The sequence below is a fragment of the Bacillus cereus group sp. MYBK195-1 genome, from assembly GCF_051916605.1.
Classification (GTDB): Bacteria; Bacillota; Bacilli; order Bacillales; family Bacillaceae_G; genus Bacillus_A; species Bacillus_A cereus.
The window spans coordinates 440,153-462,355 of sequence record NZ_JBQAGZ010000002.1 but is presented as its reverse complement, the minus strand read 5'-3'; the positions used below and the strand labels follow the sequence as shown (position 1 = coordinate 462,355).

The following is a 22,203-nucleotide window of genomic DNA, read 5'->3' as shown; positions in this document are numbered from 1 at the left end:
CTTATTTAACCGTTAATGTTATATTGTCAATTAATCTTACATTTTCAAACTTAACTGCAATAGCTAAAATGATTCTTCCTTCGACTTTCTCTACCATTGTTAATGACGGATATGCATATAAATCTGCATAATCTACAGTGCCTTTCGTATGCGTCTCAATATACTCTTTCACAAGATTTGTAATGATTTCCGGATTACGTTCACCTGCCTCAATTCTTTCTTTCGCCATACATAGGCTGCGGTATAAATGAAGAGCTTCTTCACGTTCATCTTGTGATAGGTACACGTTACGAGAACTTTTCGCTAAACCATCTTCTTCCCTTACAATATCAACTGGTACGATTGTAACTGGAATATTGAAATCAGTTACAAATCCTTCAATTACTGCAACTTGTTGAGCATCTTTCATACCGAAATAAGCACGCTTTGGCAGCGTAATATTAAATAGTTTCATTAGTACAGTTGCAACACCAGCAAAATGACCAGGTCTTTGTTGACCGCATAATACGTCCGTGCGCTTCACAACTTCTACCGTTGTTGTTTGTTCTGCTGGATACATTTCTTCTACACTCGGATAAAATAAATAATCTACACCGTTTTCTTTTGCTACATTTTCATCTCTATCAATATCACGAGGATATCGATCTAAATCTTCATTTGGGCCAAATTGTAGTGGGTTTACAAATACACTTAAAACTACAATTTCATTTTCTTCTCTTGCCTTACGTAATAAAGTAGCATGGCCTTCATGTAAATAACCCATTGTTGGAACAAAACCAATACTCTTTCCACTTGCACGAAGTTCGCTCGTAATTTGCTGCATCTCTTGCACTGTAGTTACGATTTTCATTATTGTTTTCCTCCGTATAACGCTAAACATTCTTCCTCTTTCATTGTGAACGAATGTTTTTCTTCAGGAAATTGTCTTGTCTTTACTTCAGTAACATATTGTGAAATCCCACGCACAATTTCCTCTTGAACAGACGTATATTGCTTCACAAATTTCGGAACACGATTTACGCCGTATGAGATAAGATCATGATAAACAAGCACTTGCCCATCTACTTTTTGTCCTGCACCAATCCCAATTGTCGGTATTGTTAGTTGCTCTGAAATAAGTTCTGCTAACTGCATTGGTACACATTCTAACACAAGCGCTATTGCACCAGCTTCTTCACATTTCTTTGCATCTTCTATTAATTTTTTTGCACTCTCCGCATCTTTTCCTTGCACTTTATATCCACCCAACACTCCTACAGATTGAGGGGTTAGACCTAAATGCGCTACAACAGGAATTCCTGCGTTCGTCAAATATTGAATCGTCGATATAACTTCTCCAGCACCTTCTACCTTCAGTGCGTGTGCCCCGCTCTCTTGAACGATGCGGCGTGCATTCACCATCGTTTCTTGTAATGATACGTGATACGACATAAATGGCATATCAGTTACAATAAACGTCTCTTTCGCTCCGCGGCGTACAGCTTTCGTATGATGAATCATATCCTCTACTGTTACAGGTACTGTTGAATCGTATCCGAGTACAACCATTCCAAGAGAATCTCCAACTAGAATCATATCAACTTCAGCTTCTTCTGCTAATTTAGCGGATGGATAATCATACGCCGTTAGCATTGTAATCGGCTCACCTTGCTCTTTCATCTTCAAAAAATCTGTTTTTGTTTTCAAAAACTACTCCTCCTTTATGCAGGAGAGAGGAGATGGCCGAAATCATATAAAAAAACCCCTCTGGCCATAAAAGGGCAGAAGGGTTGTGTGTTAGTCGGCATTATTCATCCCTCTGTCCCAGTCCGTTATTGGATCAAGGCAGAATCCAAGTTATTATTTTTCGTATGACTTCGAATCATGGTGCAGTTCGCTCTGATACTGCCCACATTCGAACTAATTATAGCAAACTACAAAAAGGAATTACTACATTTTTTTGAAAAAATAATTTTTTATTCTTATTACGGTATATGAAATTTAACACGAGAGTATATATGCTATACAGTTTTTATGGATAATTCAATCCTGAAAAGATACATGTTTTTTCAACGCATGTTAAAAAAGTCCAAGTTAATTTTTTCTGTAATCAATTTAACTATATAGTATAACTCTTAAACTAATGATGCAGGTTAATTGAGGAAAGTACTTAACAAAGGAGAATTGCAGATGTCTATGAACAGGTGGTTATTTCGATTCAGCAGTTTGCTTGTAATGATTGTATGGTGGATGTCTTTAGGATCCTCCCATGTATTTGCCTCAGTTCATGTCGTAACACAACCCACCGATTTAACGAAAGTGATTGAGGTTGAACTAAATGATGATTACTTTAATCCAAATGTCATCACGATTCCGCTTGAAGGATAAACAACATTACTATTGAAAAATAAAGGTAAAAACGAGCACACCTTTACAGTGAAAAAACTCGGTATTGACGTCGTAGTCCAGTCAGGAAAAGAAAAGAATATTACCGTGAAACCTAAAAATACTGGTACATATGAATTAATATGTCGATACCATCTTCTTAAAGGAATGGCAGGCAAAGTAATCGTCAAATAACATGCCAGGCCAACTCGACGGAAGCTATTTTGAAATGAACTTTAAATACGAAAAGAATTTATTATCATGTTACAAATTCAACTCAAAACTATTGAAATAAAAAGAAGTTCCAAAAGAGGAACTTCTTTTACTTAATTTCGATATCTGCAGAATGAATATGATGTACTTTTCCTTCATGGTCTTCTAGAAGCAATACACCATCCTCTGTAATTCCTTTTGCTACACCCGTAATCGTCTCTCTCATTGTTCGAGCGGTAATTTCTTTCCCGATGCTCACAGCGTAACTTTCCCAAAGAATTTTAATGACAGAGAAACCATTTTTTAAATATTCTTCATATAATTTTTCTAGTTGTAAATAGATTTGTTGCATAAGTTCTGCACGAACAATCGGCTTACCTGATTCAATCGCTAATGAAGTAGCGATGTGCTGAATTTCTTCATCAAAATGTTCTTGCTTTTGATTCGCATTAATACCGATGCCCATAATGACAGCATTAATTTTATCAGGATCCGCTTGCATTTCTGTTAATATACCTACAGCCTTTTTACCTTGAATTAAAATATCATTTGGCCATTTTATTCCTACGTTTACACCTGTACATTTTTCAATTGCCTGTGCAACACTAACAGCCGCTAACAAAGTAAGTTGCGGTGCATGATGAACTGGGATTGATGGGCGTAAAATAATACTCATCCAAATCCCTGTTCCTTTTGGTGAATGCCATTTTCTGCTTAAACGACCTCTTCCCGCTGTTTGTTCTTCTGCTACAACGACAGTTCCTTCTTCTGCACCTTCATAAGCAAGTTTTGCTGCAATGTGCTGCGTTGATTCAACAGTTTCTTCAAAATACACTGTTCTACCAATCCGCTTCGTTTGTAGCCCTAACTGAATTTCATTAGCAGTCACTTTGTCTGGCTTACTTGCAATTCGGTAACCTAATCGGCGCACAGCTTCAAGTTCATATCCCTCACTCCGCAGATCCTCCATATGTTTCCACACAGCAGTTCTTGAACAACCAAGTTTATCACTAATTGTTTGGCCGGATACAAACTCGCCATCCGCTTCAGAAAAAACTTGCAATAACTGCTTTCTTATAGTAGATTGCATCCTTGCAGCCACTCCCTTATACGCTCTTTCTCATTAACTACGTTTCCTTGTACGATTGCTTCTTCGATTTTCTGAAGCATTTCAGCAACCCACGGACCAGGCTTTTTGTTTGCCCAGTTTAATAAATCATTACCAGTCACATTCATTTCTTGACGCTCCTGGATTGGCAATGCATGAAACATTGATTGTACTCGTTCAATAGATGTAGGATCATAGCTTTCAATCATCGCTTCATATACTCTCTCTGCCATTTCAGCGATATGAATTCCCGTTTTATAAAGAAGGACTGTATCCCAATCCTTCTCCTTTCTAGTACGAATTGCCAATAAAACTGCAACAATATCTTTTATTTTTTTATTCGAAAACTTCCATTGACGTAAAAAGACAGATGGATGTTCTTCTCCGATACAATATAAGAAAAATGCCCACGCCTCAATATCCGTTTCGAAAGAATCCCATTTATACTGCGTAGCTTTTAACAGTCTCTCTTCTGACATTTGTAAATATGGCAAATGAGAAAATAGCTTCGTCTCTACTAATTCTTTGAGACCTTTCACACAATATGTACCAGTTAACAGTTTCTCAAACTCTACTGTAATACGCTCAATTGCTATATGTTCTAGCAAATGCCCATGCGTTTCAATCGCTTGCTTCGTTTTCATTTCTAATGAAAAACCTAACGTGCTTACAAACCGAATACCACGCATCATTCGCAGGGCATCTTCTTGAAAACGATCCGCAGCATTTCCAACTGTCACAATTTCTCTCTGTTGAATGGCTTCCTGTCCAGCAAATAAATCAACCATTTTGCCTTCTTCTGTCATAGCAATTGCATTCATCGTGAAATCACGACGTTTTAAATCCTCTTCTAATGAACGAACAAATTGAACACTACTAGGTCTTCGAAAATCTTCATATTCGCTTTCTGTTCGAAAAGTAGTTACCTCATAAGGCTCACCATTTTCTACAACAATTACAGTTCCATGCTCAAGACCAACAGGAACATTTCTTGGGAATATAGCCATCACTTCTTCTGGTAGAGCAGATGTCGCAATATCAATATCTCCAATCGGCCTATCGATAATAAGATCTCGTACGCTCCCACCAACAAAGTAAGCCTCATGTCCTTGTTGCTTTAATGTCTCAATAATAGAACTAGCTTTTTTAAATCTTTCCATTTTTGTCATCCCTTAGTACGTCATAGTAAATCGTTTCATATTGTGAAACAATTTTTTCTGAGCGAAATTGCTCATAAACACTTTCTCTTGCTCGTTCTCCCATATTACGGTGAAGTTCCTCGTCCTTTAATAGCTGAATAGCTTGATTTGCCACTCCTGTTGTATCGCCAACTTCACATAAATATCCTGTTTCCCCGTGTTGAATAACCTCTGGAATACCTCCAACCCGCGTTCCGATACAAGGTACACCACACGCCATTGCTTCTAATAAAACAAGACCAAAACTTTCCTTCTCTGATAGAAGCAACATTAAATCACTCATCGCAAGTAGTTCTGCAACATTATCTTGCTTCCCTAGGAATAAAACGCGATCTTCAATATGTAAATTCTTCACTATCTGTAAAATCGTACAGAATTCTGGTCCGTCTCCAACAAGAAGCAACTTCGCATCTACTTCTTTAACAATTTTAGCAAATGCCTGAACAACATCCTGCACACGTTTCACTTTACGGAAATTCGAAATATGAATAAGTACTTTTTCACTCTCACTTATACCATATTCTTTCTTTAATTGAGACATATTACGCTTGAAATATACACGTTCGTCTATAAAGTTATATACCGTTTGAATTTCTTTACTTGGTTTTACAAGCTCATGTGTTTCGTTAATTAATGAATGCGAGACAGCAGTAACAACATCGGATTGCTCAATACCAAAACGAATTAAATTATTTAACGAAGGGTCGGAACCTAACACAGTAATATCTGTTCCATGCAAGGTTGTGACAATTTTAATACGCTCTCCGATCATTTGTTTTGCTAAATATGCACAAATTGCATGTGGTATTGCGTAATGCACATGTAAAATGTCTAGGTTTTCTCTTTGTGCAACCTCGGCCATTTTACTTGCTAACGCTAAATCGTATGGTGGATATTGAAATACAGAGTATTGATTTACCGTCACTTCATGAAAATAAATGTTTGGATATACTTTATTTAATCGGAATGGTAAACCCGATGTAATAAAGTGAATTTCATGCCCACGTTCCGCCAATTGCTTTCCTAATTCTGTTCCAACAACTCCAGAACCACCTACAGAAGGATAACATGTAATACCTATTTTTAATTTCATTTACATCCCCCTAATAAATCAGCATGTAATAAAACCGGTTTCTTACTCATAAATCCCTCGGCATACAAGACTCCAACTTCTTTTCCAAACATCTTCTCACGAGCGATCACAGTTTCAACGTAACCTTCTGTTAACGGTGTCTTAACACCATCGCTCCCTGTTGAAAACTGACTTTCATACGCTTCTAATGCTTCTACCTTTATAGAGAGGTACTCACTTATATCTATACAAAAATTCGGTTTATGAAAACCATTAATCATATAATTATAAAAAGACTCCACACGATGTGGTGAAAGTTCCGGCATATATTTACGGATTCCTGCTGAAAAAATAGCCTCTTCCACAAGCTTTGCACAATTTGCATGATCTGGATGGCGATCTTCATAGTACGGCGCAAAAACTAGTTTTGGTTTATATGTACGGATCACCTTGACAATTTCACGTATATACTCTTCTTTCATATACAAACCACGGTCTGGCATCGCTAAATTCAGCCTCGTTTTTACTCCCATTATACGAGCTGCGACCTTCGCTTCTTCTTTTCTCAACTCTATCGTTCCATTTGAAGAAAGATCAGCTTCTGTTAAATCACAAATACCTACTTCATACCCTTGCTTTGTATATTTAGCGATGGTACCAGCCATGCCGATTTCAACATCATCGGCATGAGCACCAAACGCTAATATATGTAATCCACTCATAATTGTTCCCCTCATTTTCTTAACTTACGATAATCTAAATCTCCTCGCTCTAATGCGTGCATTAACATTTCAGCACTTGCCATATTCGTTGCAAGTGGAATCGCATATACATCACATAAACGAAGCAATGCATTCACATCCGGTTCATGCGGCTGTGCTGTTAATGGATCGCGGAAGAAAATCACCATATCTAAATCGTTCTTTGCAATCATTGCACCAATTTCTTGATCTCCACCAAGAGGGCCAGATTGATATCTTGTTACAACTAATCCAGTCGCTTCCATAATACGAAGCCCTGTCGTTCCTGTTGCAAATAATTCATGTTGTTCAAAAATTGGTTTATATGCGTATGCAAACGAAACCATATCATTTTTCTTTTTGTCATGTGCGATTAAGGCAATTTTCATCCGTTGTCTCCCCTTTAGTCGATAATATTTTCTAAACCGTACACAAGATGATCAAGGTTCATTACTGTCTCAATTGATAGTTTTACACCTGACATAAATGATGCACGATTGAATGAATCATGACGAACTGTTAACATTTGTCCATCTCCACCGAACATTACTTCTTGGTGTGCAATAAGCCCTGGCAAACGTACACTATGAATGTGAATACCGTCTACATTTGCACCACGTGCACCTGCTAGTTGCTCTACTTCATTTGGATGACCTTGCTGCTTTGATTCACGATTTTGACGAATTAACTCTACCGTTTTTACAGCTGTACCAGATGGTGCGTCTAATTTTTGATCATGATGTAATTCAATTACCTCAACATCTTGGAAATATTTCGCTGCCATTTGTGAGAATTTCATCATAAGAACTGCACCAATTGCAAAGTTTGGAGCAATAATTGTTCCTACTGCTTTTTCTTTTGCATTCTCTGTTAAACGTGCCAATTCTTCTTCTGTAAATCCAGTTGTACCAATAACCGAACGAAGTCCACGCTCAACTGCAAGTGTAACGTGTTGTTTCCCCACTTCTGGTGTTGTTAAATCTAACAACACATCTGCTTCTACTTCATCTAAACAAGTATGTAAATCAGCGTAAATCGGTGCATGTAATGCTGGCATGCCAGGTAAATCAGAAATCTTCTCACCACCATGCTTATAATCCACTGCTGCTACTAAATTAAAATGTTCCGTTCTTTCCATAAGAAGAACTGCTTCATGTCCCATACGTCCTCTTGGTCCGGCGATAATTACTTTAATTTCTTTCATTATTCTTTCTCTCCCTCATCAATACGTGTCCAGCGATCTTTATCACGTGTATTAAATTTATTCATTACAATGTTATGTGCTGTCTCTAAATCAATATTTAAACTATTTGCCATACAAATCATAACAAATAATACATCTCCAAGCTCTTCTTCAATACTTCTTTCTTTTTCAGTTGTTTTCTTCGGTTTCTCACCATAATAATGATTTACCTCTCTTGCAAGCTCTCCCATTTCTTCCGTTAAACGAGCCATCATTGCAAGCGGACTGAAATAACCTTCTTTAAACTGACCAATATATGCATCTACTTCTTTCTGCATATCTTTCATCGTTTTTGCTTCCATACTATTCACCTCTAATCCTTCCTCTTTCATGTTAGCCAATTCATCGCGATTTGACAAATATTATTCCCCGCCAAACACCTATTTGCGACCCATTTTTGGATAGACTATAATAAAGTGAAACTTCTTTTGCGTTTTTTTGCAAAAGATTAGTTGAACTAATCGGGTTCCTACGGCTGGTTCGCCTTTCTTCAGAGCTTTATCTCCTACCAGCCGTTGGTACGGGATAAAGTGAAACTTCTTTTGCGCTTTTTGCAAAAGATTAGTTGAACTAATCGGGTTCCTACGGCTGGTTTGCCCCTCTTCTTTGCTTCATCTCCTACCAGCCGTTAGAGCGGGATAAAGTGAAACCTTCTTTTGTGCTTTTCGCAAAAGATCAGCCCACACCAATCAAATTCTTACTATTTTCACTAGCAACTAGAAATTACTTATTATTATGTTTTACTGTTTCAGCGGAGCAATGCAATCATTACATAATTAGGGGGATTTCTATATGACATCAAAATTGAAGATGCGAAATATTATTTTTATTTTAATCGGTTCCGCTATATTTTCTTTCGGTATTGTCAATATCAATATTGAAAACCACCTTGCAGAGGGTGGGTTTACTGGTATTACACTATTATTGTATTTTTTATTTAAGTTTGATCCTTCCTACTCAAACTTAATTTTAAATATCCCTATATTTTTTATTGGTTGGAGGTTACTTGGCAGAACGACATTTTTATATACATTAATTGGCACCTTTAGCGTATCTTTATTTCTATGGATTTTCCAGCGTTACGAAGTACTCAACTTACATTTAAACTTGCAAAATGATATGACACTCGCAGCTTTATTCGCCGGGGCATTTATCGGTATCGGCCTTGGAATAATATTTAAATATGGCGGGACTACTGGCGGTGTAGATATTATCGCACGACTAGCTCACAAATATGTTGGCTGGAGTATGGGGAAAACAATGTTTATGTTTGATGCTGTCGTTATCGTAGTCTCTATTCTTACCTATTTATCATACCGCGAGGGCATGTATACGCTAGTTGCTGTTTTTATCGGTGCTAAAGTCATTGATTTTATGCAAGAAGGAGCTTATGCTGCCAAAGGAGCGACTATTATCTCAGAGAAAAACGATGAAATTGCTACCAAAATTTTATCTGAAATGGAGCGCGGAGCAACCTTTTTAAAAGCTGTTGGATCGTATACAAAAGTGGAACGTAACGTATTGTATTGCGTTGTTGCTAAAAATGAAATCGTGAAATTAAAGAATATCATTACTTCTGTAGATCCTCATGCTTTTGTCGCTGTAAGTGATGTACATGATGTAGTTGGTGAAGGATTTACGTTAGATGAAAATAAAAACCCTTTACATAATTAAATGTAACTAGAAAAGCGCCTTAGCTTTTCTAGTTTTTTATTACAAGTCTTTTAAGCTTCTCAAAATCCTCATGAATAAGCTCCAATAAACTCCGATTATAAAAAATGGAAGCTGGATGAAAAGTCGGAAAAACATGATATTCTTTCTCTGACCATGTAAACTCTGCACTTTGCATATCCTTTAATTTTTGAATGGGCTGTTTTAATAATTGCCCGTGTATATCTGTGATTTTTTTATTTTTTCCTGTTAAACGTTGAAGACCGATATTTCCAAGCGTGACGATAAGCTTCGGATGTATTTTCTCTAATTCATAATCTAACAAAGGCGCATGGGCAACTATTTCTCCCTGATTTGGCGTTCTATTATACTTTTTTTGTATGATTTCACCATTTCGTTCTTTTTTCTCTCGCCATTTATAAGGTCTACTTCGAACAGCGCTCGTAATATATACTTCTTCCCTTGTAACATCAATACGCTCTAAAAAATCCATTAATTGTTTTCCCGCCCTCCCGCTAAACGGAATCCCATTATGAATTTCTGTTTCACCAGGCGCTTCTCCTAACAACATAAATTTGGGATTTTCAGGACCTTGTCCACTTAAAAAACCTTCTAGTTGATAAGGAGCACTGCGCTCTTGCACTTGTTTTACTAAATGGTCTGGATATTTCATTTCCCCCCACCGCCTTTCCGCATTACTTCTATTATTTCTATTTGCAATACATTATATAATTCAATCTATACAATAAAAAAAGACTATCAAAATTGATAGTCTTTAGTCGTCGCTACGCTGCATACCAGTATACATTAATACGAGACGTAATAATTCAAATACCGCTACAGCTGCAGCTGCTACATATGTTAATGCTGCCGCATTTAATACTTTACGAGCTTGCCCATATTCATCTGTTGATACAATACCTAACGCTTCAATTTGTTGCATTGCGCGCTTTGACGCATCAAACTCAACTGGCAATGTAACGAGCTGGAACACAACACCTGCTGCCATTAAAATGATACCTAATAACAACAAACCAGACATTTGTGCAAATATACCGATTAGGACGAAAATCCAAGACATATTCGAACCAAAGTTTGCAACTGGCACTAACGAATGACGAACGCGCATAAATTTATAATCTTTTGCATCTTGAATTGCGTGTCCTACTTCGTGTGCTGCAACTGCTGTACCAGCAACTGAATGTCCATAATAGTTATCTGTTGATAATCGAACCGTCTTAGCGGTTGGATCATAATGGTCTGATAAATGACCTGGTGTTTCTTCTACAGCTACGTTGTATAATCCATTTTCATCTAAAATTTTTCGAGCCACTTCCGCTCCTGTCATACCTGATGTTGAATAAACTTGTGAATACTTGCTATAGGCACTACGTACTCTTGACTGTGCATACAACGGTATGATCATTATGATCGCGAAGTAAATTAAATAAAACATCATGAACCTCCATTGAAGTTTTAATTATAGTACTTCTCATTCTATTTTCTTCTGCCACTATTGTCAATGAATAAACCTTACAATCCATATCTTTATTTATTGCATTATCTATTTTTAGAATGTACATTACTTTTTCTTTTTTCTCTCTCTCCTTTATACTTTCTCCATCCAACATAAGTTAATGTGAATAAAATAAGTCCCCCAGTAATTGTCATAAACCAAATGAGAGAGGGTGCAATTTCATCTTTTTTTACTGTGTGAAATATCTTTTGCAAATCCCCTTTAATAATCCCTAATTGCATTTGGCCGCCTTTCGTTTTTAACATAACGTTACGAAATTCATCTAAATAAGATAAATGAACATTTACACGCTGAACCTCGTTTTCTGGCAAAGCAATCATTAAGCTTGGATAAATAATATTGAATTCATTTAAAAACGTATTTAACGTTTGTTGAAACTGCCCAGCATCTTCTTTTTCCATCGCTTTTTCCATTTGAGAAAAGGCATCCATTACTTTCCTTTCTCTTTCCATCCAAAGTGGTTGATATTTCGATACTTGTGCATCAACAGCAAGTTGTAATGCCAGCACATTATCAATTTTAGCTTGCTTACCTAAACCTTCTTCAGAGAGCGATTGTTGCGCCTTATCGTAAGCTAAAGAAATAACTCTAACTTGATCTGGTGTTACTTCCTGCTTCTTTTCATTCCCCTTTATTAAAAATTGCTCCGAGAAATGTTGTAATACTTGTACCGCTTTTTCATCTTCATTACGCTTCACTAACTGTAACGAGTCGTCTAACAACCCTGTTAGCTCATTCCACTCTTCAGCATATATACGTAACGGAAACATTATAATTAGAAATGCTATCAATCCAATTAATGTTCTCTTCATCCCGGTCCCCCCTATAACTACTAGTACAAAATATGTTAATTTGGACAAGAATAGAACAGAACTAGACCGAAAAATATATTATCATTTTACAAAGAAAAAAATTCTCTTTAAGCAGAGAATTTTTTCTGTGACATCCTTTTCTTTTTTACGAAATATCGATATAAACTGTAACAAAGTATACTACCACCTAAAATGAATAATAAAATAGCACACGCAGCATGCATAAAGAACTCTTCTGGTAACATTAATATAATTGGATCTTTTTCAGGATCAAAAACCCAATAATCATTACTAAATAAAAGTTTATGGAATAATACAAAACTCTTTTCAAAATTAATAGCAATTGGTAACATAAGCGCTATCGGAAAAATGATTGTTAAAATCGATCCATGCAGTAAAAACTTTTCATTTTTCTTTTTTAATAAATAAATTCCGCCTATCACTGCAATCATAATTGTCGCATACATCACATATTGAATCTTTACTAAAATATTTTTAACATCTACAAAATGAATACGGCCATTTGTGGACATATCTAATGTTGGCAAATGTAATGCTCCGTCATAAAACGGGGATAAATATGTAATAAGCACATCGTAATTTCTTTTAATTTCATCCTTCGTCATATCCGCTAAATCAGGAATATTTAAAAAATCAATTTCAAAATAATACAGCCATTTTCCATACACAACTGCCGTTGTTGCGAGTGCAAAAATAGAAAATGCTATGCTATATGAAACAACTAAAGTAATCAATCGATCCAATATTTTTGTACCACTCTTATTTTTCTCCATGTTCTCCCCCTAAATGTTCTAACCATCATAAAGAAAATTGTTTCCTTTGCTCACGTAAGCAACAATAATATGTAATACATAGTACAGCAATACTTAACCAAAACGTAAAATAACCAATTTCCTCTACAAACAAATGCATAATTCCATATCGCGGCATTTGCCAAAATAAATAATCAATTGCATCGTTATGCAACGTCCACACAGCTGCTACTATAAAATGCCATTTTTTTATACGATAGAATGGAGCATATAAAAATCCTTGTACTGCCATCGCAAAGTGCGAAAGCATTAACATGTAGCCCATAAGGCCAATAGGCCCTTTTACGTAAATCATAATCCCGTTTACAACAACAGCCCAAATACCATATTTTATTAAAGTTACAATCGCTAACGCTTCTATTAATCCCCAGTTTCTCTTTGCCAAAAAAGCAATTAAAACAAAGACAAAAAAGAGACTCGCCATAGGACTATCTGGTACAAACGGCCAAAATATAGGTGACGTTTCTTTCAATTGATTTCCGTACCATATAAATCCGTAAATTGTACCTAATATGTTAACAATTAATAAAAATAATAATACCGAGCGTTGTCTTAACATTGCATACAAGTACACCAATCCGTATGTCCAACACCTTTCAAGCAAAGTAATTCATTCATTAAATCCTACTCTATTATAACAAACTTCATCCAACTAAATAGAAAAGCTGACTACAAATTTTGTAGTCAGCTTTTTATTATTTTTTATTATACTTTGCAACGAATTCCGAAAGCTTCTTCAGTTCCTCATCCGTACCTTTAAATACACCTTTAGGCATTGAACCTTTTCCCTCTTTCGCAATTTTAGCAATTTCTTCTGGCTTTAAAGTTAAGTTTTGCAGTGCCGGTGCTGCTGCCCCGCCCTGTAAATTGTCACCATGACATGTTAAACAAGTATTTTTTTGCATTAATTTATAGCCATCATCATTTTTATCAACTGGCGCTGTTTTTACAATTGCTCCTTGTTTTTTTGCAGCTTCCCAGTCGTGGTGTGCTACAGATTCCCAAGTTAAAAAAATAATCGATGCAATTGCTAAAAGCATAAATCCAGTTGCCACAGGACGCTTCAATGGACGTCTTTCTGGACCTCGATCAAGAAATGGAGCTAACAGTAATGCTCCAAACGCAATCCCTGGCATAATAAATGCTCCAATTACAGTAAATGAACCGGAAGCATAAGAATACTTTAATAACTGATACAAGAATAAGAAATACCAATCTGGAAGTGGTATATATCCAGCATCAGTTGGGTCCGCCATTCTCTCAAGCGGCGACGGATGCGCCACTGTTAAACATAAATAACCGATTAAAAAAACTGCACCAACCATCCATTCTTTTAACAAGAAGTTCGGCCAAAATGCTTCTGTTTTCCCTGGGTATTCAGAATAGTCTTTTGGAATATTTGGTTTCCGAGCTACTGGTACCCGAGAATCTCCTACAAACTTCATCCCTTTGCCGCGATGCATAATCTCCCTCCTTTTGTTCTTTCCCCTTTAATTTAGCAATCTCTTATAGTGGACCGGAAATACCTTGTTTGCGAATCATGATGAAGTGGAAGGCCATTAAACCTAGAAGTGCTGCTGGTAAGAAGAAGACGTGAATAGCAAAGAAGCGAGTTAATGTTTGAGCGCCAACAATTTCGGAATGACCAGCGAGTAATGTTTTAATATAAGGACCAATGAGCGGTGTTTGCTCTGCAATTTGAATCCCTACTTTTGTAGCAAATAAAGCTTTCATATCCCACGGCAATAAATATCCGGTAAAACCAAGACCTAACATAACAAAGAAAATAAGAACACCAACAATCCAGTTTAACTCACGGGGCTTTTTATACGCACCTTGGAAGAAAACTCTGAGTGTATGTAAAAACATCATTACAATTACGAGACTAGCACCCCAGTGGTGCATACCACGAACAATTTGCCCATAAGCAACTTCATTTTGTAAATAGTAAACTGATTCCCAAGCATTTTTAATATCAGGCACATAATACATCGTCAAAAACATTCCAGATAAAATTTGAATTACAGTAACGAAAAAGGTAAGTCCTCCAAAGCAATAGACGAATGCAGAGAAGTGATGTGCCGGGTTTACATGTTCAGGTACTTCATGATCAGCGATATCACGCCATATTGGTGTAATATCCAATCTTTCATCCACCCAATCATAAATTTTATTTAACATCTACTTTGCACCCCCTCTTGGCTTCGCTTTTCCTAGATACAGCGTTCCATCTTTCACTTTAGACTCGTACACATCAAGCGGAGCAAGGGGTGGCGTACCTTTAATGTTAATCCCATCTTTTGTATAACGCCCCCCGTGACATGGGCAAAAGAATTGATTCGGATGTGCTTTGTCCGAATTCCAGTTAACTGTACATCCTAAATGTTTACATACTGGAGAGAACGCAACAATGTCTCCGCTTTCATCTTTATGAACCCAAGCCGATTTTGGTTCTTCAGACTTGTACCAACCATCAACCTGCTTCACTTTAAAATCGAAACGCTTCGGCTCTGTTGTAATATCCTTTACTTGCGCAACAGCAACCATATCTGTTCCCGCTTCTTTTCTTAACACCGGATCAAGCGCAAATCGCGTCATCGGCATTAAAATACCGGCAGCCATAAAGCCTCCTACCCCTGTGAGTGTGTAATTTAAAAATTGTCTTCTTGACACGCGATGTTCTTTGTCGCTCACGAAAATTCCCCCCCTCTATCAGAAATTGTCCCCTCGTGATAAATTATATAAAAAATAAAAACTAGGACACTATCATGATATAATACGCTCATGCACAGGTCAATATCATACTACTCATAATAATAAGAACTTTCTGTTTATTGCGAGTTTCCCCATTTATCTTCCAACATCACCATTATATTTTTTATATGCGCATGAATAACTTCTCTTTTTGCTTGATCACTAAATTGTTCTAACGCTAATGAAGGAAACCAAAATAAATCTCCCTGTAACTCTTGCATATCCTCTTTCCATGAAAAATCACTTGTAACATAAGCAATATGCTTAAAACCTTCACTTCGTAAATGATTTGTCCATTCTTGCAAACGACCTTTTTCATTCTTTTGACTTTCTACCAAATACGTAAACGCAGGCAGTAAAAGCACTCTTCCTTTATACTCTCTTTCCAATTCCGTGCTCAACAATTCGATAAATTCGCCTTGTTCTACAACCATTTTCATTTCTTTTGCTGCCGAAATTGATAACAGCGGTATTACTCCTGTATCAACATACTCTCTTGCTTGCTCAAACTGTTCTACATCTTTTACAATCCACTTCAAATCCCTTCCCTCCTTCACTTACAAATGACAGAACTTTCACTTTATATATATTAAACCACACTAAAAGAGGTAAAAAAAGAAAAACTACCCAATATAGGTAGTTTTTCTTGATAAAAGTCTGAAATTTGTAAAAATTAATTAATCCAAATAAATTCTATAAAGTCTTTAACTCTGCCGTTAATCTATGAAACGCTTCCTTATCTTGCTTATCTAACGCTTCATCAATTTGTTTCAAAAGGCGTTCTCTCCTAAACGAAAATACACTTTCTTCCAAAAACCTTTCTGCAAGTAAACGATCTTTTTCATTTACTTCAATATGCTTTGGTAGATATGGGTTTTCTTCTAATACAGCTACATAATTCGCATTTTGAAACGATGATTTAAAGTTGAGTTGAATATAAATATCCTCATCTCGATTTAAACGAATATCATGAAACGATTTTTCAGCATCTGTTGTCATAACATTTTGTTTAAAAAAGTGAAACGGTGTGTCTTTCACACAATTCGCTGACATCACTAAGCCACGCGGACAATATTTTGCATGCTCTACGAAGTGGACTTTATGCATCAATTGGTCGTGACTCATTAAATAATTCAGAATCCATACACATTCACGCTGTTTCAGTTGGTAATTATTCAAAAACCATTTTACAAAATCCTTCTTCTCGTTTACAGAAACAGGGGTATTCATAGCAATTAAGTCCCTCCTCTGTCTTTCTCTTTTCTTTTTAGATTCAAGAAGCGGCATTCAGTTTCCTTCCAACTTATGAAAAATCCTCTAAATTATATAACAACTCTTCAATATGAATTTGTGTCGGGTCTAGTTGTAATAACTGGGTAAATACTTCTTTCGCCTCTTTTCGTTTTCCTTCTTCCAATAAGAAATAACCGTACTCTTCTAAGAAGTCTGGATGATTCTTAAAAGAAGTATATGCACTTTCATAGTGTTTTAATGCATCCGAATACATTTCTAATTGTTTTTTTGCATACGCAAGATCCCAAAGTAGTTGTGTATCTGGTTCTCCACTATCAATAGCACGCTCTACAATTGCAATTAACTCTTCGTACTTTTCTTGTTCTTTTAAGATATATGCATATTTTAATGTTGCACCTAAATGCCCTGGATCTAACTCAAGCGCTTTTTGAAGAACTTCCTCTGCTTCTACTATTTTTCCTAATTTCGCCGCAATGTTCGCTAACTCTACATAAAATGGAACTGAAAGCTCATCTACTTTAATTCCTTCATGAAGCGTTTCATAGCTTTCTTGAAGCATTCCTTCTTTTTCATAGCTTTTCGCTAAATACATGTACAGTGATGCGTACTCAGGGTCTAATTCTTTTAGTTCTTGCCAAGCACCAATTGCTCTCTGATATTCTTCACCTTGGTATAATGTAAAGGCATATCCAAATAATGAGTGAATATCTTTTTGTTCCTCTAGGCCTGCTTCATAATAAGAAATCGCTTCTTCCCAGTTTCCGATCGCGCTTAACGTTTCTGCGAGGCGAAGTGCGATCACAACACCACCCATTACTTTATGTTCCGCTAATAGCGATTCATAATAAGTAATTGCCTTTTGTTCTTCACCTTTACTACTATATAATTCTGCTAACCCAAACGTAATAACAGGTTCATCAGGCATCATTTCTTTCGCCTTTAATAGTTTTTGCTCTGCTACATCATCAAAACCTTGCATTTGGAATAAATCTGCAACAAGTAATAACGATTGAACATATAAATCGTCATTTTCTGGAATATCATGAAGCACTTCAATCGCTTCATCTTCTTTATCTAGATCAATATATAATTCTGCTAAAAATACAGTGAATTCACTTTCTTCTGGATACAGTAAACGTAAGTCTTCAGTAATTGCTAATGCCTCATCTGTAAATCCAAGCGTATGATAGTAACGAGCGATATCATACTTCTCTTCATCATTCGCAATTTTTAATTGTTCTTTTAATAATTGTAATCCTTTTTCCGCTTCACCATTTTCAATATATGAAACAGCTTGTTCAAACTTTTGCATAAACGTCTCCTTTAATTCTAAAAAATATTCTCTTCTGTTCATTTATCATAAGCAACTCACTGTTAGAACGCAACCTTTAGAATGAGCATGCTTCTTCTTATACTTCTTCTTACAGAGTAGTTAATTGTTCAAAAGGTTCGGATATGACACCGATACCTTATCATCATCTTCTATTGTACCGCTTTCTTTTATGACCGTGCAAATAACTTCTCTCACTAATTATCGAGCCATACAAACCGTGGTTTACAGAATAACTTAATTAGCAGTCTTCAACCTTTATTTTGAATGCGATAAAAAAGGCTCCTATACTAGGAGCCTTCACAATCTCTTAAGAATATGTTTCTTCTTTCTGTACTTGCTCATTTACAAGCTCTTTCAGCAACTCTATAATTTCATCATTTTCTTCCTTCAAACCGACAGTAATACGAATACCATCATCGATACCAAATGCAGCACCAGAACGAACGATATATCCTTTTTTCATTAATCGTTCAAAAGCTTCATTACCCGGTATACCCAGTTTTAAGAAAATGAAATTTGTTTGAGATGGATAATAGAATACGTTATATTCTTTACAAAATGCATAATACTGATTTAAACCTTCAGCATTCTTTTGCACACAATCTTGTAAAAAGGCTTGATCTTCTAATGCAGCGAGTGCTACAGATTGGGCTACAGTTGATGTATTGAATGGTAACCTAGCTACTTCTAGCTGTCCGATTAACTTCGCATCCCCAATCGCATATCCGATACGAAAAGCAGCTAAACCATATGCTTTTGAAAACGTGCGTAAAACCATAAGATTTTCATACTTTTCAAGAAGTGGTAATGTTTGCGGATAGTCTTCTGCTTCCGCGTATTCATAATATGCTTCGTCCATAATAACGAGAGCCGACTTAGGAACTGATTCTAAAAATGAAAGTAATTTTTGTTTCTCAACATATGTACCTGTTGGATTATTCGGATTACAAATCCATACAATTTTCGTTTTCTCATCTACTTGCTCTAGCATTGCATCTAAATCGTGAATACCATCTTTAAGTGATACTTCACGAACTTCTGCTCCTTCAATAACAGCATGGTGATGATATTGTGAAAACGTAGGATTCGCCATTACAACGTTTGTTCCTTCATGTAGTAACGCTCGGCTAATCATTTGAATGACTTCATCTAATCCACTACCAAATAGTAGTTGTTCTGCTTTTACACCTAAATGTTCCGCTACTTTTGTCCGAAGTTCAAAGGCATATCCATCTGGATAAAGGGCATATTGGCTCGCTAAAGAAGTTAATGCTTCTGTCACACGTGCTGAACAACCGAATGGATTTTCGTTGGATGCTAATTTCACAATTTTTGATAAACCATATTCTCTTTTTACTTCTTCAATGTTTTTCCCAGGCACATACGCTCTCAAAGTTAACAATTGCTCTTTCACTCTCATTTTTCTTCCCCCAGTCATTTCATTCAATTTGATTACAATACGGTTATAGCCCCTTACTGTAATCTTTTGTCATAACCGTCACTATTACGAGAATACCTCTAAATGAGCACTTCACAGCACTTCGCTATCATTTTAAACCATATCTTTTTGAAATGCCTCTAACGCAATATGAACAGTCTCATCTGAAATAGATACGACATTCACTACCCCATATTCCTGCATAAGCACCATATGAATTGCTCCTGCATTTGCTTTCTTATCTTGTTTCATCAATTGAACGAGGCGCTCTACATTCAAATCTCTTGGCATTTTTGGATAGCCGTATTTCAAGAACCACTGCTTCATATCTTCATAAGCAAGATCAACCTTGTACACTTGCTCACTTAAAAATATGGCGAATAACATTCCAACCGCTACACCGTCACCGTGAGTAATATTTCCATACCCTAGCTCTTTTTCAAGAGCATGTCCTAACGTATGTCCAAAGTTCAAATGAGCACGTACACCCTTCTCTGTTTCATCTTGTGACACAACATTTGCCTTTACAGGAATCGCCTTCGTTAATATATGGATTAACTTCTCATCATGAAGATCCGCTAATGTTTGCACTTCTTCTTTTAACCAATGGTATAGCTCCACATCACCGATAAGAGCATGCTTTATCACCTCTGCATAACCTGAACGCCACTCTTTTTCAGGAAGAGACTGTAAAAACGGTGTATGATATACAACTGCTTCTGGCTGATGGAATGCACCAATCATATTTTTACCTAACAGATGGTTAATCGCGACTTTCCCACCCACTGCGCTATCGTGCGCTAATAAAGTTGTCGGAACCTGCACAAAGCGAATACCACGCATAAACGATGCAGCAACAAAACCAGCTAAATCTCCAATCATTCCGCCTCCAAGTGCAAGAATTAAAGAATTTCTATCTAATTTATTTTCAAGAGCTGACGTATGAGCCGCATAGAAATTTTCGAAAGACTTCTCTTTTTCGCCACTTGGTACAACAAACGAAAACACGTGCTGCTCTACTTGTAATGCATCGATAACTGTCTGTAAATGTAGTGATGCAACAGCTTCATCTGAAATGATCATTACGTTAGATACCGCTGGCTGCATATTTTGAACGATCGTTGTTAAGTTTGACAACGCTTCTTTACCAACATGTACATCATATTCTTTTGATTTCGTTTGAATATGTATGTTTCCCATTAAAATCCCCTCGCATATTCATTATGTTTCTCAATATTTTCACGAATTAGTTCCATACGATCTAATCCGAATTGTTCTATTAAAGCTGTCGCTAATTCCCAAGCCACAACCGCTTCTGCAACGACACTAGCTGCTGGCACTGCACAACTATCTGAACGTTCAATGCTCGCTGTAAAAGGCTCTTTCGTATCAATATCTACACTTTGAAGAGGTTTATAAAGTGTAGGTATCGGTTTCATCACACCGCGCACAACAATTGGCATTCCAGTCGTCATACCGCCTTCTAGTCCACCTGCATTATTTGTTCTTCGTGTATATCCATGCTCCTCATCCCACAGAATTTCATCATGAACTTCACTTCCTGGTCTATGCGCTGCTTCAAAACCAATTCCAATCTCGACACCTTTAAAAGCATTAATACTCATAATTGCAGCTGCTAATTTCGCATCCAGTTTTCGATCATAATGCACGTAGCTACCTACTCCAATTGGCATCCCTTCCACAATTACTTCAACGATTCCACCGATTGAATCACCATTTGCTTTCGCATCATCAATTGCTTTCATCATTTGGTTACCAGCTTCTTCATCTAAGCAACGTACAGGAGATGCTTCTGTAATACTCTTTAATTCTTCAATTGAACTATACGTAATCTCCTTAGCTTGTACACCGCCAATTTCAATTACATGGCCCGCCACTTTAATACCAAGTTCTTCTAACACCTTTTTAGCAACCGCACCAGCAGCAACACGCACCGTCGTTTCGCGCGCTGACGAGCGTTCCAGTACATTCCTCATATCTCTATGACCATATTTAATCGCACCATTTAAATCAGCATGCCCAGGCCTTGGTTTTGTCACTTTCCTTTTCATCTCTTTTTCTTCTTGCTCAGTTAAAGGCTCCGCCCCCATAATTTTTGTCCAGTGTGCAAAATCACGATTTTCAACAACAAGTGCAATAGGGGAACCTAATGTTTCTCCATGTCTAACACCACTTAAAATTTGCACTTGATCCGTTTCAATTTGCATGCGTCTACCGCGCCCATATCCCTTTTGCCTTCTAGCTAACTCTTCGTTTATATCATCTGCTACTAAAGACAATCCTGCCGGAACACCTTCTATAATCGTTGTAAGTTGTGGACCATGAGATTCACCAGCTGTAATATATCGCATACGTTATTCCTCTTTTCGTATATGTATTTATCTCACTATATTAACTTTTATCATTCTAAAAATATTAAAGAAATTATATCATAAATCGACCATTTTCTTATTCTATATTTCCGATAGGCCTAATTTAAATATCAATATATCATAACAGCTCAAACTTCGTAACTAACTGAAAATAAAAAAAGTGCAAGAAGAATACCCCTATTCTCCTTGCACTTTTTACTATTATCACAGTGATTAAAGCGTTTACAAATTATTTCAAA

The 22,203-nt window shown here is 36.6% G+C and carries 24 protein-coding genes and 1 pseudogene; 2 read left to right on the top strand and 23 right to left on the bottom strand.

The genetic code is table 11. From position 1 onward, the window contains the following. Position 1 precedes the first annotated feature (1 nt). A complete protein-coding gene (gene panC, locus ACTFRY_RS12085) occupies positions 2 to 850 on the bottom strand; it encodes a pantoate--beta-alanine ligase (RefSeq protein WP_000707024.1) in 849 nt (282 codons plus the stop codon). Then, positions 850 to 1,686, bottom strand: coding sequence for a 3-methyl-2-oxobutanoate hydroxymethyltransferase (gene panB, locus ACTFRY_RS12080; protein WP_000851108.1), 837 nt, complete (start codon positions 1,684 to 1,686; stop codon positions 850 to 852). The genes panC and panB overlap by 1 nt, the downstream gene beginning before the upstream one ends. A 483-nt stretch (positions 1,687 to 2,169) precedes the next feature. Here panB and ACTFRY_RS12075 point away from each other — a divergent pair. After that, positions 2,170 to 2,559, top strand: a pseudogene (locus ACTFRY_RS12075) (cupredoxin domain-containing protein). Positions 2,560 to 2,686: 127 nt separating this feature from the next. Here the strand turns inward: ACTFRY_RS12075 and ACTFRY_RS12070 are convergent. The 7 genes from ACTFRY_RS12070 to ACTFRY_RS12040 are packed head-to-tail and all read right to left on the bottom strand — an operon-like array spanning position 2,687 to position 8,241. Then, positions 2,687 to 3,667, bottom strand: a complete 981-nt coding sequence (locus tag ACTFRY_RS12070; RefSeq protein WP_016117490.1) for a biotin--[acetyl-CoA-carboxylase] ligase — start codon at positions 3,665 to 3,667, stop codon at positions 2,687 to 2,689. Continuing rightward, positions 3,652 to 4,845, bottom strand: coding sequence for a CCA tRNA nucleotidyltransferase (locus ACTFRY_RS12065; protein ID WP_098616278.1), 1,194 nt, complete (start codon positions 4,843 to 4,845; stop codon positions 3,652 to 3,654). The genes ACTFRY_RS12070 and ACTFRY_RS12065 overlap by 16 nt, the downstream gene beginning before the upstream one ends. Then, positions 4,832 to 5,977, bottom strand: coding sequence for an N-acetyl-alpha-D-glucosaminyl L-malate synthase BshA (gene bshA / locus ACTFRY_RS12060; protein ID WP_000768305.1), 1,146 nt, complete (start codon positions 5,975 to 5,977; stop codon positions 4,832 to 4,834). Before bshA ends, ACTFRY_RS12065 begins: the two co-directional genes overlap by 14 nt. Continuing rightward, the gene (bshB1, locus tag ACTFRY_RS12055) at positions 5,974 to 6,678 is read right to left on the bottom strand and encodes a bacillithiol biosynthesis deacetylase BshB1 (protein WP_000015673.1); all 705 of its coding nucleotides are present in this window, start codon (positions 6,676 to 6,678) and stop codon (positions 5,974 to 5,976) included. Before bshB1 ends, bshA begins: the two co-directional genes overlap by 4 nt. Positions 6,679 to 6,689: 11 nt before the next feature. After that, positions 6,690 to 7,085: a methylglyoxal synthase gene (gene mgsA / locus ACTFRY_RS12050; protein WP_000684765.1), complete on the bottom strand. Its 396-nt coding sequence runs from the start codon at positions 7,083 to 7,085 to the stop codon at positions 6,690 to 6,692. 14 nt (positions 7,086 to 7,099) lie between these two features. Next, a complete protein-coding gene (dapB, locus tag ACTFRY_RS12045) occupies positions 7,100 to 7,900 on the bottom strand; it encodes a dihydrodipicolinate reductase (protein WP_000658810.1) in 801 nt (266 codons plus the stop codon). Next, on the bottom strand, positions 7,900 to 8,241 hold the full coding sequence (locus tag ACTFRY_RS12040) for a nucleotide pyrophosphohydrolase (RefSeq protein ID WP_002108639.1): 342 nt from the start codon (positions 8,239 to 8,241) through the stop codon (positions 7,900 to 7,902). Before ACTFRY_RS12040 ends, dapB begins: the two co-directional genes overlap by 1 nt. A gap of 490 nt (positions 8,242 to 8,731) precedes the next feature. Between ACTFRY_RS12040 and ACTFRY_RS12035 the strand changes: the two genes are divergently transcribed. Continuing rightward, the gene (locus ACTFRY_RS12035; protein ID WP_098616280.1) at positions 8,732 to 9,613 is read left to right on the top strand and encodes a YitT family protein; all 882 of its coding nucleotides are present in this window, start codon (positions 8,732 to 8,734) and stop codon (positions 9,611 to 9,613) included. Between the two features lie 28 nt (positions 9,614 to 9,641). On the opposite strand, the gene ACTFRY_RS12030 is transcribed toward ACTFRY_RS12035, so the two are convergent. The 14 genes from ACTFRY_RS12030 to aroC form a co-directional block, all read right to left on the bottom strand. After that, the gene (locus ACTFRY_RS12030; RefSeq protein ID WP_016117488.1) at positions 9,642 to 10,283 is read right to left on the bottom strand and encodes a uracil-DNA glycosylase; all 642 of its coding nucleotides are present in this window, start codon (positions 10,281 to 10,283) and stop codon (positions 9,642 to 9,644) included. Between the two features lie 102 nt (positions 10,284 to 10,385). Further along, positions 10,386 to 11,069, bottom strand: a complete 684-nt coding sequence (locus ACTFRY_RS12025) for a zinc metallopeptidase (protein WP_058839490.1) — start codon at positions 11,067 to 11,069, stop codon at positions 10,386 to 10,388. Positions 11,070 to 11,170: 101 nt separating this feature from the next. After that, the gene (gene ypjB / locus ACTFRY_RS12020) at positions 11,171 to 11,959 is read right to left on the bottom strand and encodes a sporulation protein YpjB (protein ID WP_000831584.1); all 789 of its coding nucleotides are present in this window, start codon (positions 11,957 to 11,959) and stop codon (positions 11,171 to 11,173) included. 107 nt (positions 11,960 to 12,066) lie between these two features. Then, entirely contained in the window at positions 12,067 to 12,753 is a 687-nt protein-coding gene (gene lit, locus ACTFRY_RS12015) for a lipoprotein intramolecular transacylase Lit (protein WP_000414377.1), read from the bottom strand. Positions 12,754 to 12,778: 25 nt separating this feature from the next. Further along, positions 12,779 to 13,369, bottom strand: coding sequence for a DUF1405 domain-containing protein (locus tag ACTFRY_RS12010; RefSeq protein WP_025967075.1), 591 nt, complete (start codon positions 13,367 to 13,369; stop codon positions 12,779 to 12,781). Positions 13,370 to 13,487: 118 nt separating this feature from the next. Next, positions 13,488 to 14,255 carry a menaquinol-cytochrome c reductase cytochrome b/c subunit gene (gene qcrC, locus ACTFRY_RS12005; RefSeq protein ID WP_000554603.1) on the bottom strand — a complete coding sequence of 256 codons (768 nt, stop codon included), beginning with the start codon at positions 14,253 to 14,255 and terminating at the stop codon, positions 13,488 to 13,490. Positions 14,256 to 14,298: 43 nt separating this feature from the next. Continuing rightward, positions 14,299 to 14,973 (bottom strand): menaquinol-cytochrome c reductase cytochrome b subunit, encoded by a 675-nt coding sequence (gene qcrB, locus ACTFRY_RS12000; protein ID WP_000932700.1) that lies wholly within the window; start codon positions 14,971 to 14,973, stop codon positions 14,299 to 14,301. After that, complete coding sequence (gene qcrA / locus ACTFRY_RS11995) at positions 14,974 to 15,486, bottom strand: menaquinol-cytochrome c reductase iron-sulfur subunit (RefSeq protein WP_001280593.1); 513 nt, start codon at positions 15,484 to 15,486, stop codon at positions 14,974 to 14,976. Positions 15,487 to 15,623: 137 nt separating this feature from the next. After that, the gene (locus ACTFRY_RS11990) at positions 15,624 to 16,085 is read right to left on the bottom strand and encodes a YpiF family protein (protein WP_098616282.1); all 462 of its coding nucleotides are present in this window, start codon (positions 16,083 to 16,085) and stop codon (positions 15,624 to 15,626) included. 154 nt (positions 16,086 to 16,239) lie between these two features. Further along, positions 16,240 to 16,776 (bottom strand): ReoY family proteolytic degradation factor, encoded by a 537-nt coding sequence (locus tag ACTFRY_RS11985; protein WP_001095925.1) that lies wholly within the window; start codon positions 16,774 to 16,776, stop codon positions 16,240 to 16,242. Between the two features lie 73 nt (positions 16,777 to 16,849). Beyond that, positions 16,850 to 18,112: a tetratricopeptide repeat protein gene (locus ACTFRY_RS11980; protein ID WP_001168671.1), complete on the bottom strand. Its 1,263-nt coding sequence runs from the start codon at positions 18,110 to 18,112 to the stop codon at positions 16,850 to 16,852. A gap of 328 nt (positions 18,113 to 18,440) precedes the next feature. Continuing rightward, complete coding sequence (gene hisC, locus ACTFRY_RS11975) at positions 18,441 to 19,553, bottom strand: histidinol-phosphate transaminase (protein WP_001264023.1); 1,113 nt, start codon at positions 19,551 to 19,553, stop codon at positions 18,441 to 18,443. A gap of 132 nt (positions 19,554 to 19,685) precedes the next feature. Then, entirely contained in the window at positions 19,686 to 20,771 is a 1,086-nt protein-coding gene (aroB, locus tag ACTFRY_RS11970; protein ID WP_098616283.1) for a 3-dehydroquinate synthase, read from the bottom strand. Beyond that, on the bottom strand, positions 20,771 to 21,943 hold the full coding sequence (gene aroC / locus ACTFRY_RS11965; RefSeq protein WP_098616284.1) for a chorismate synthase: 1,173 nt from the start codon (positions 21,941 to 21,943) through the stop codon (positions 20,771 to 20,773). The genes aroB and aroC overlap by 1 nt, the downstream gene beginning before the upstream one ends. Positions 21,944 to 22,203: the final 260 nt, after the last annotated feature.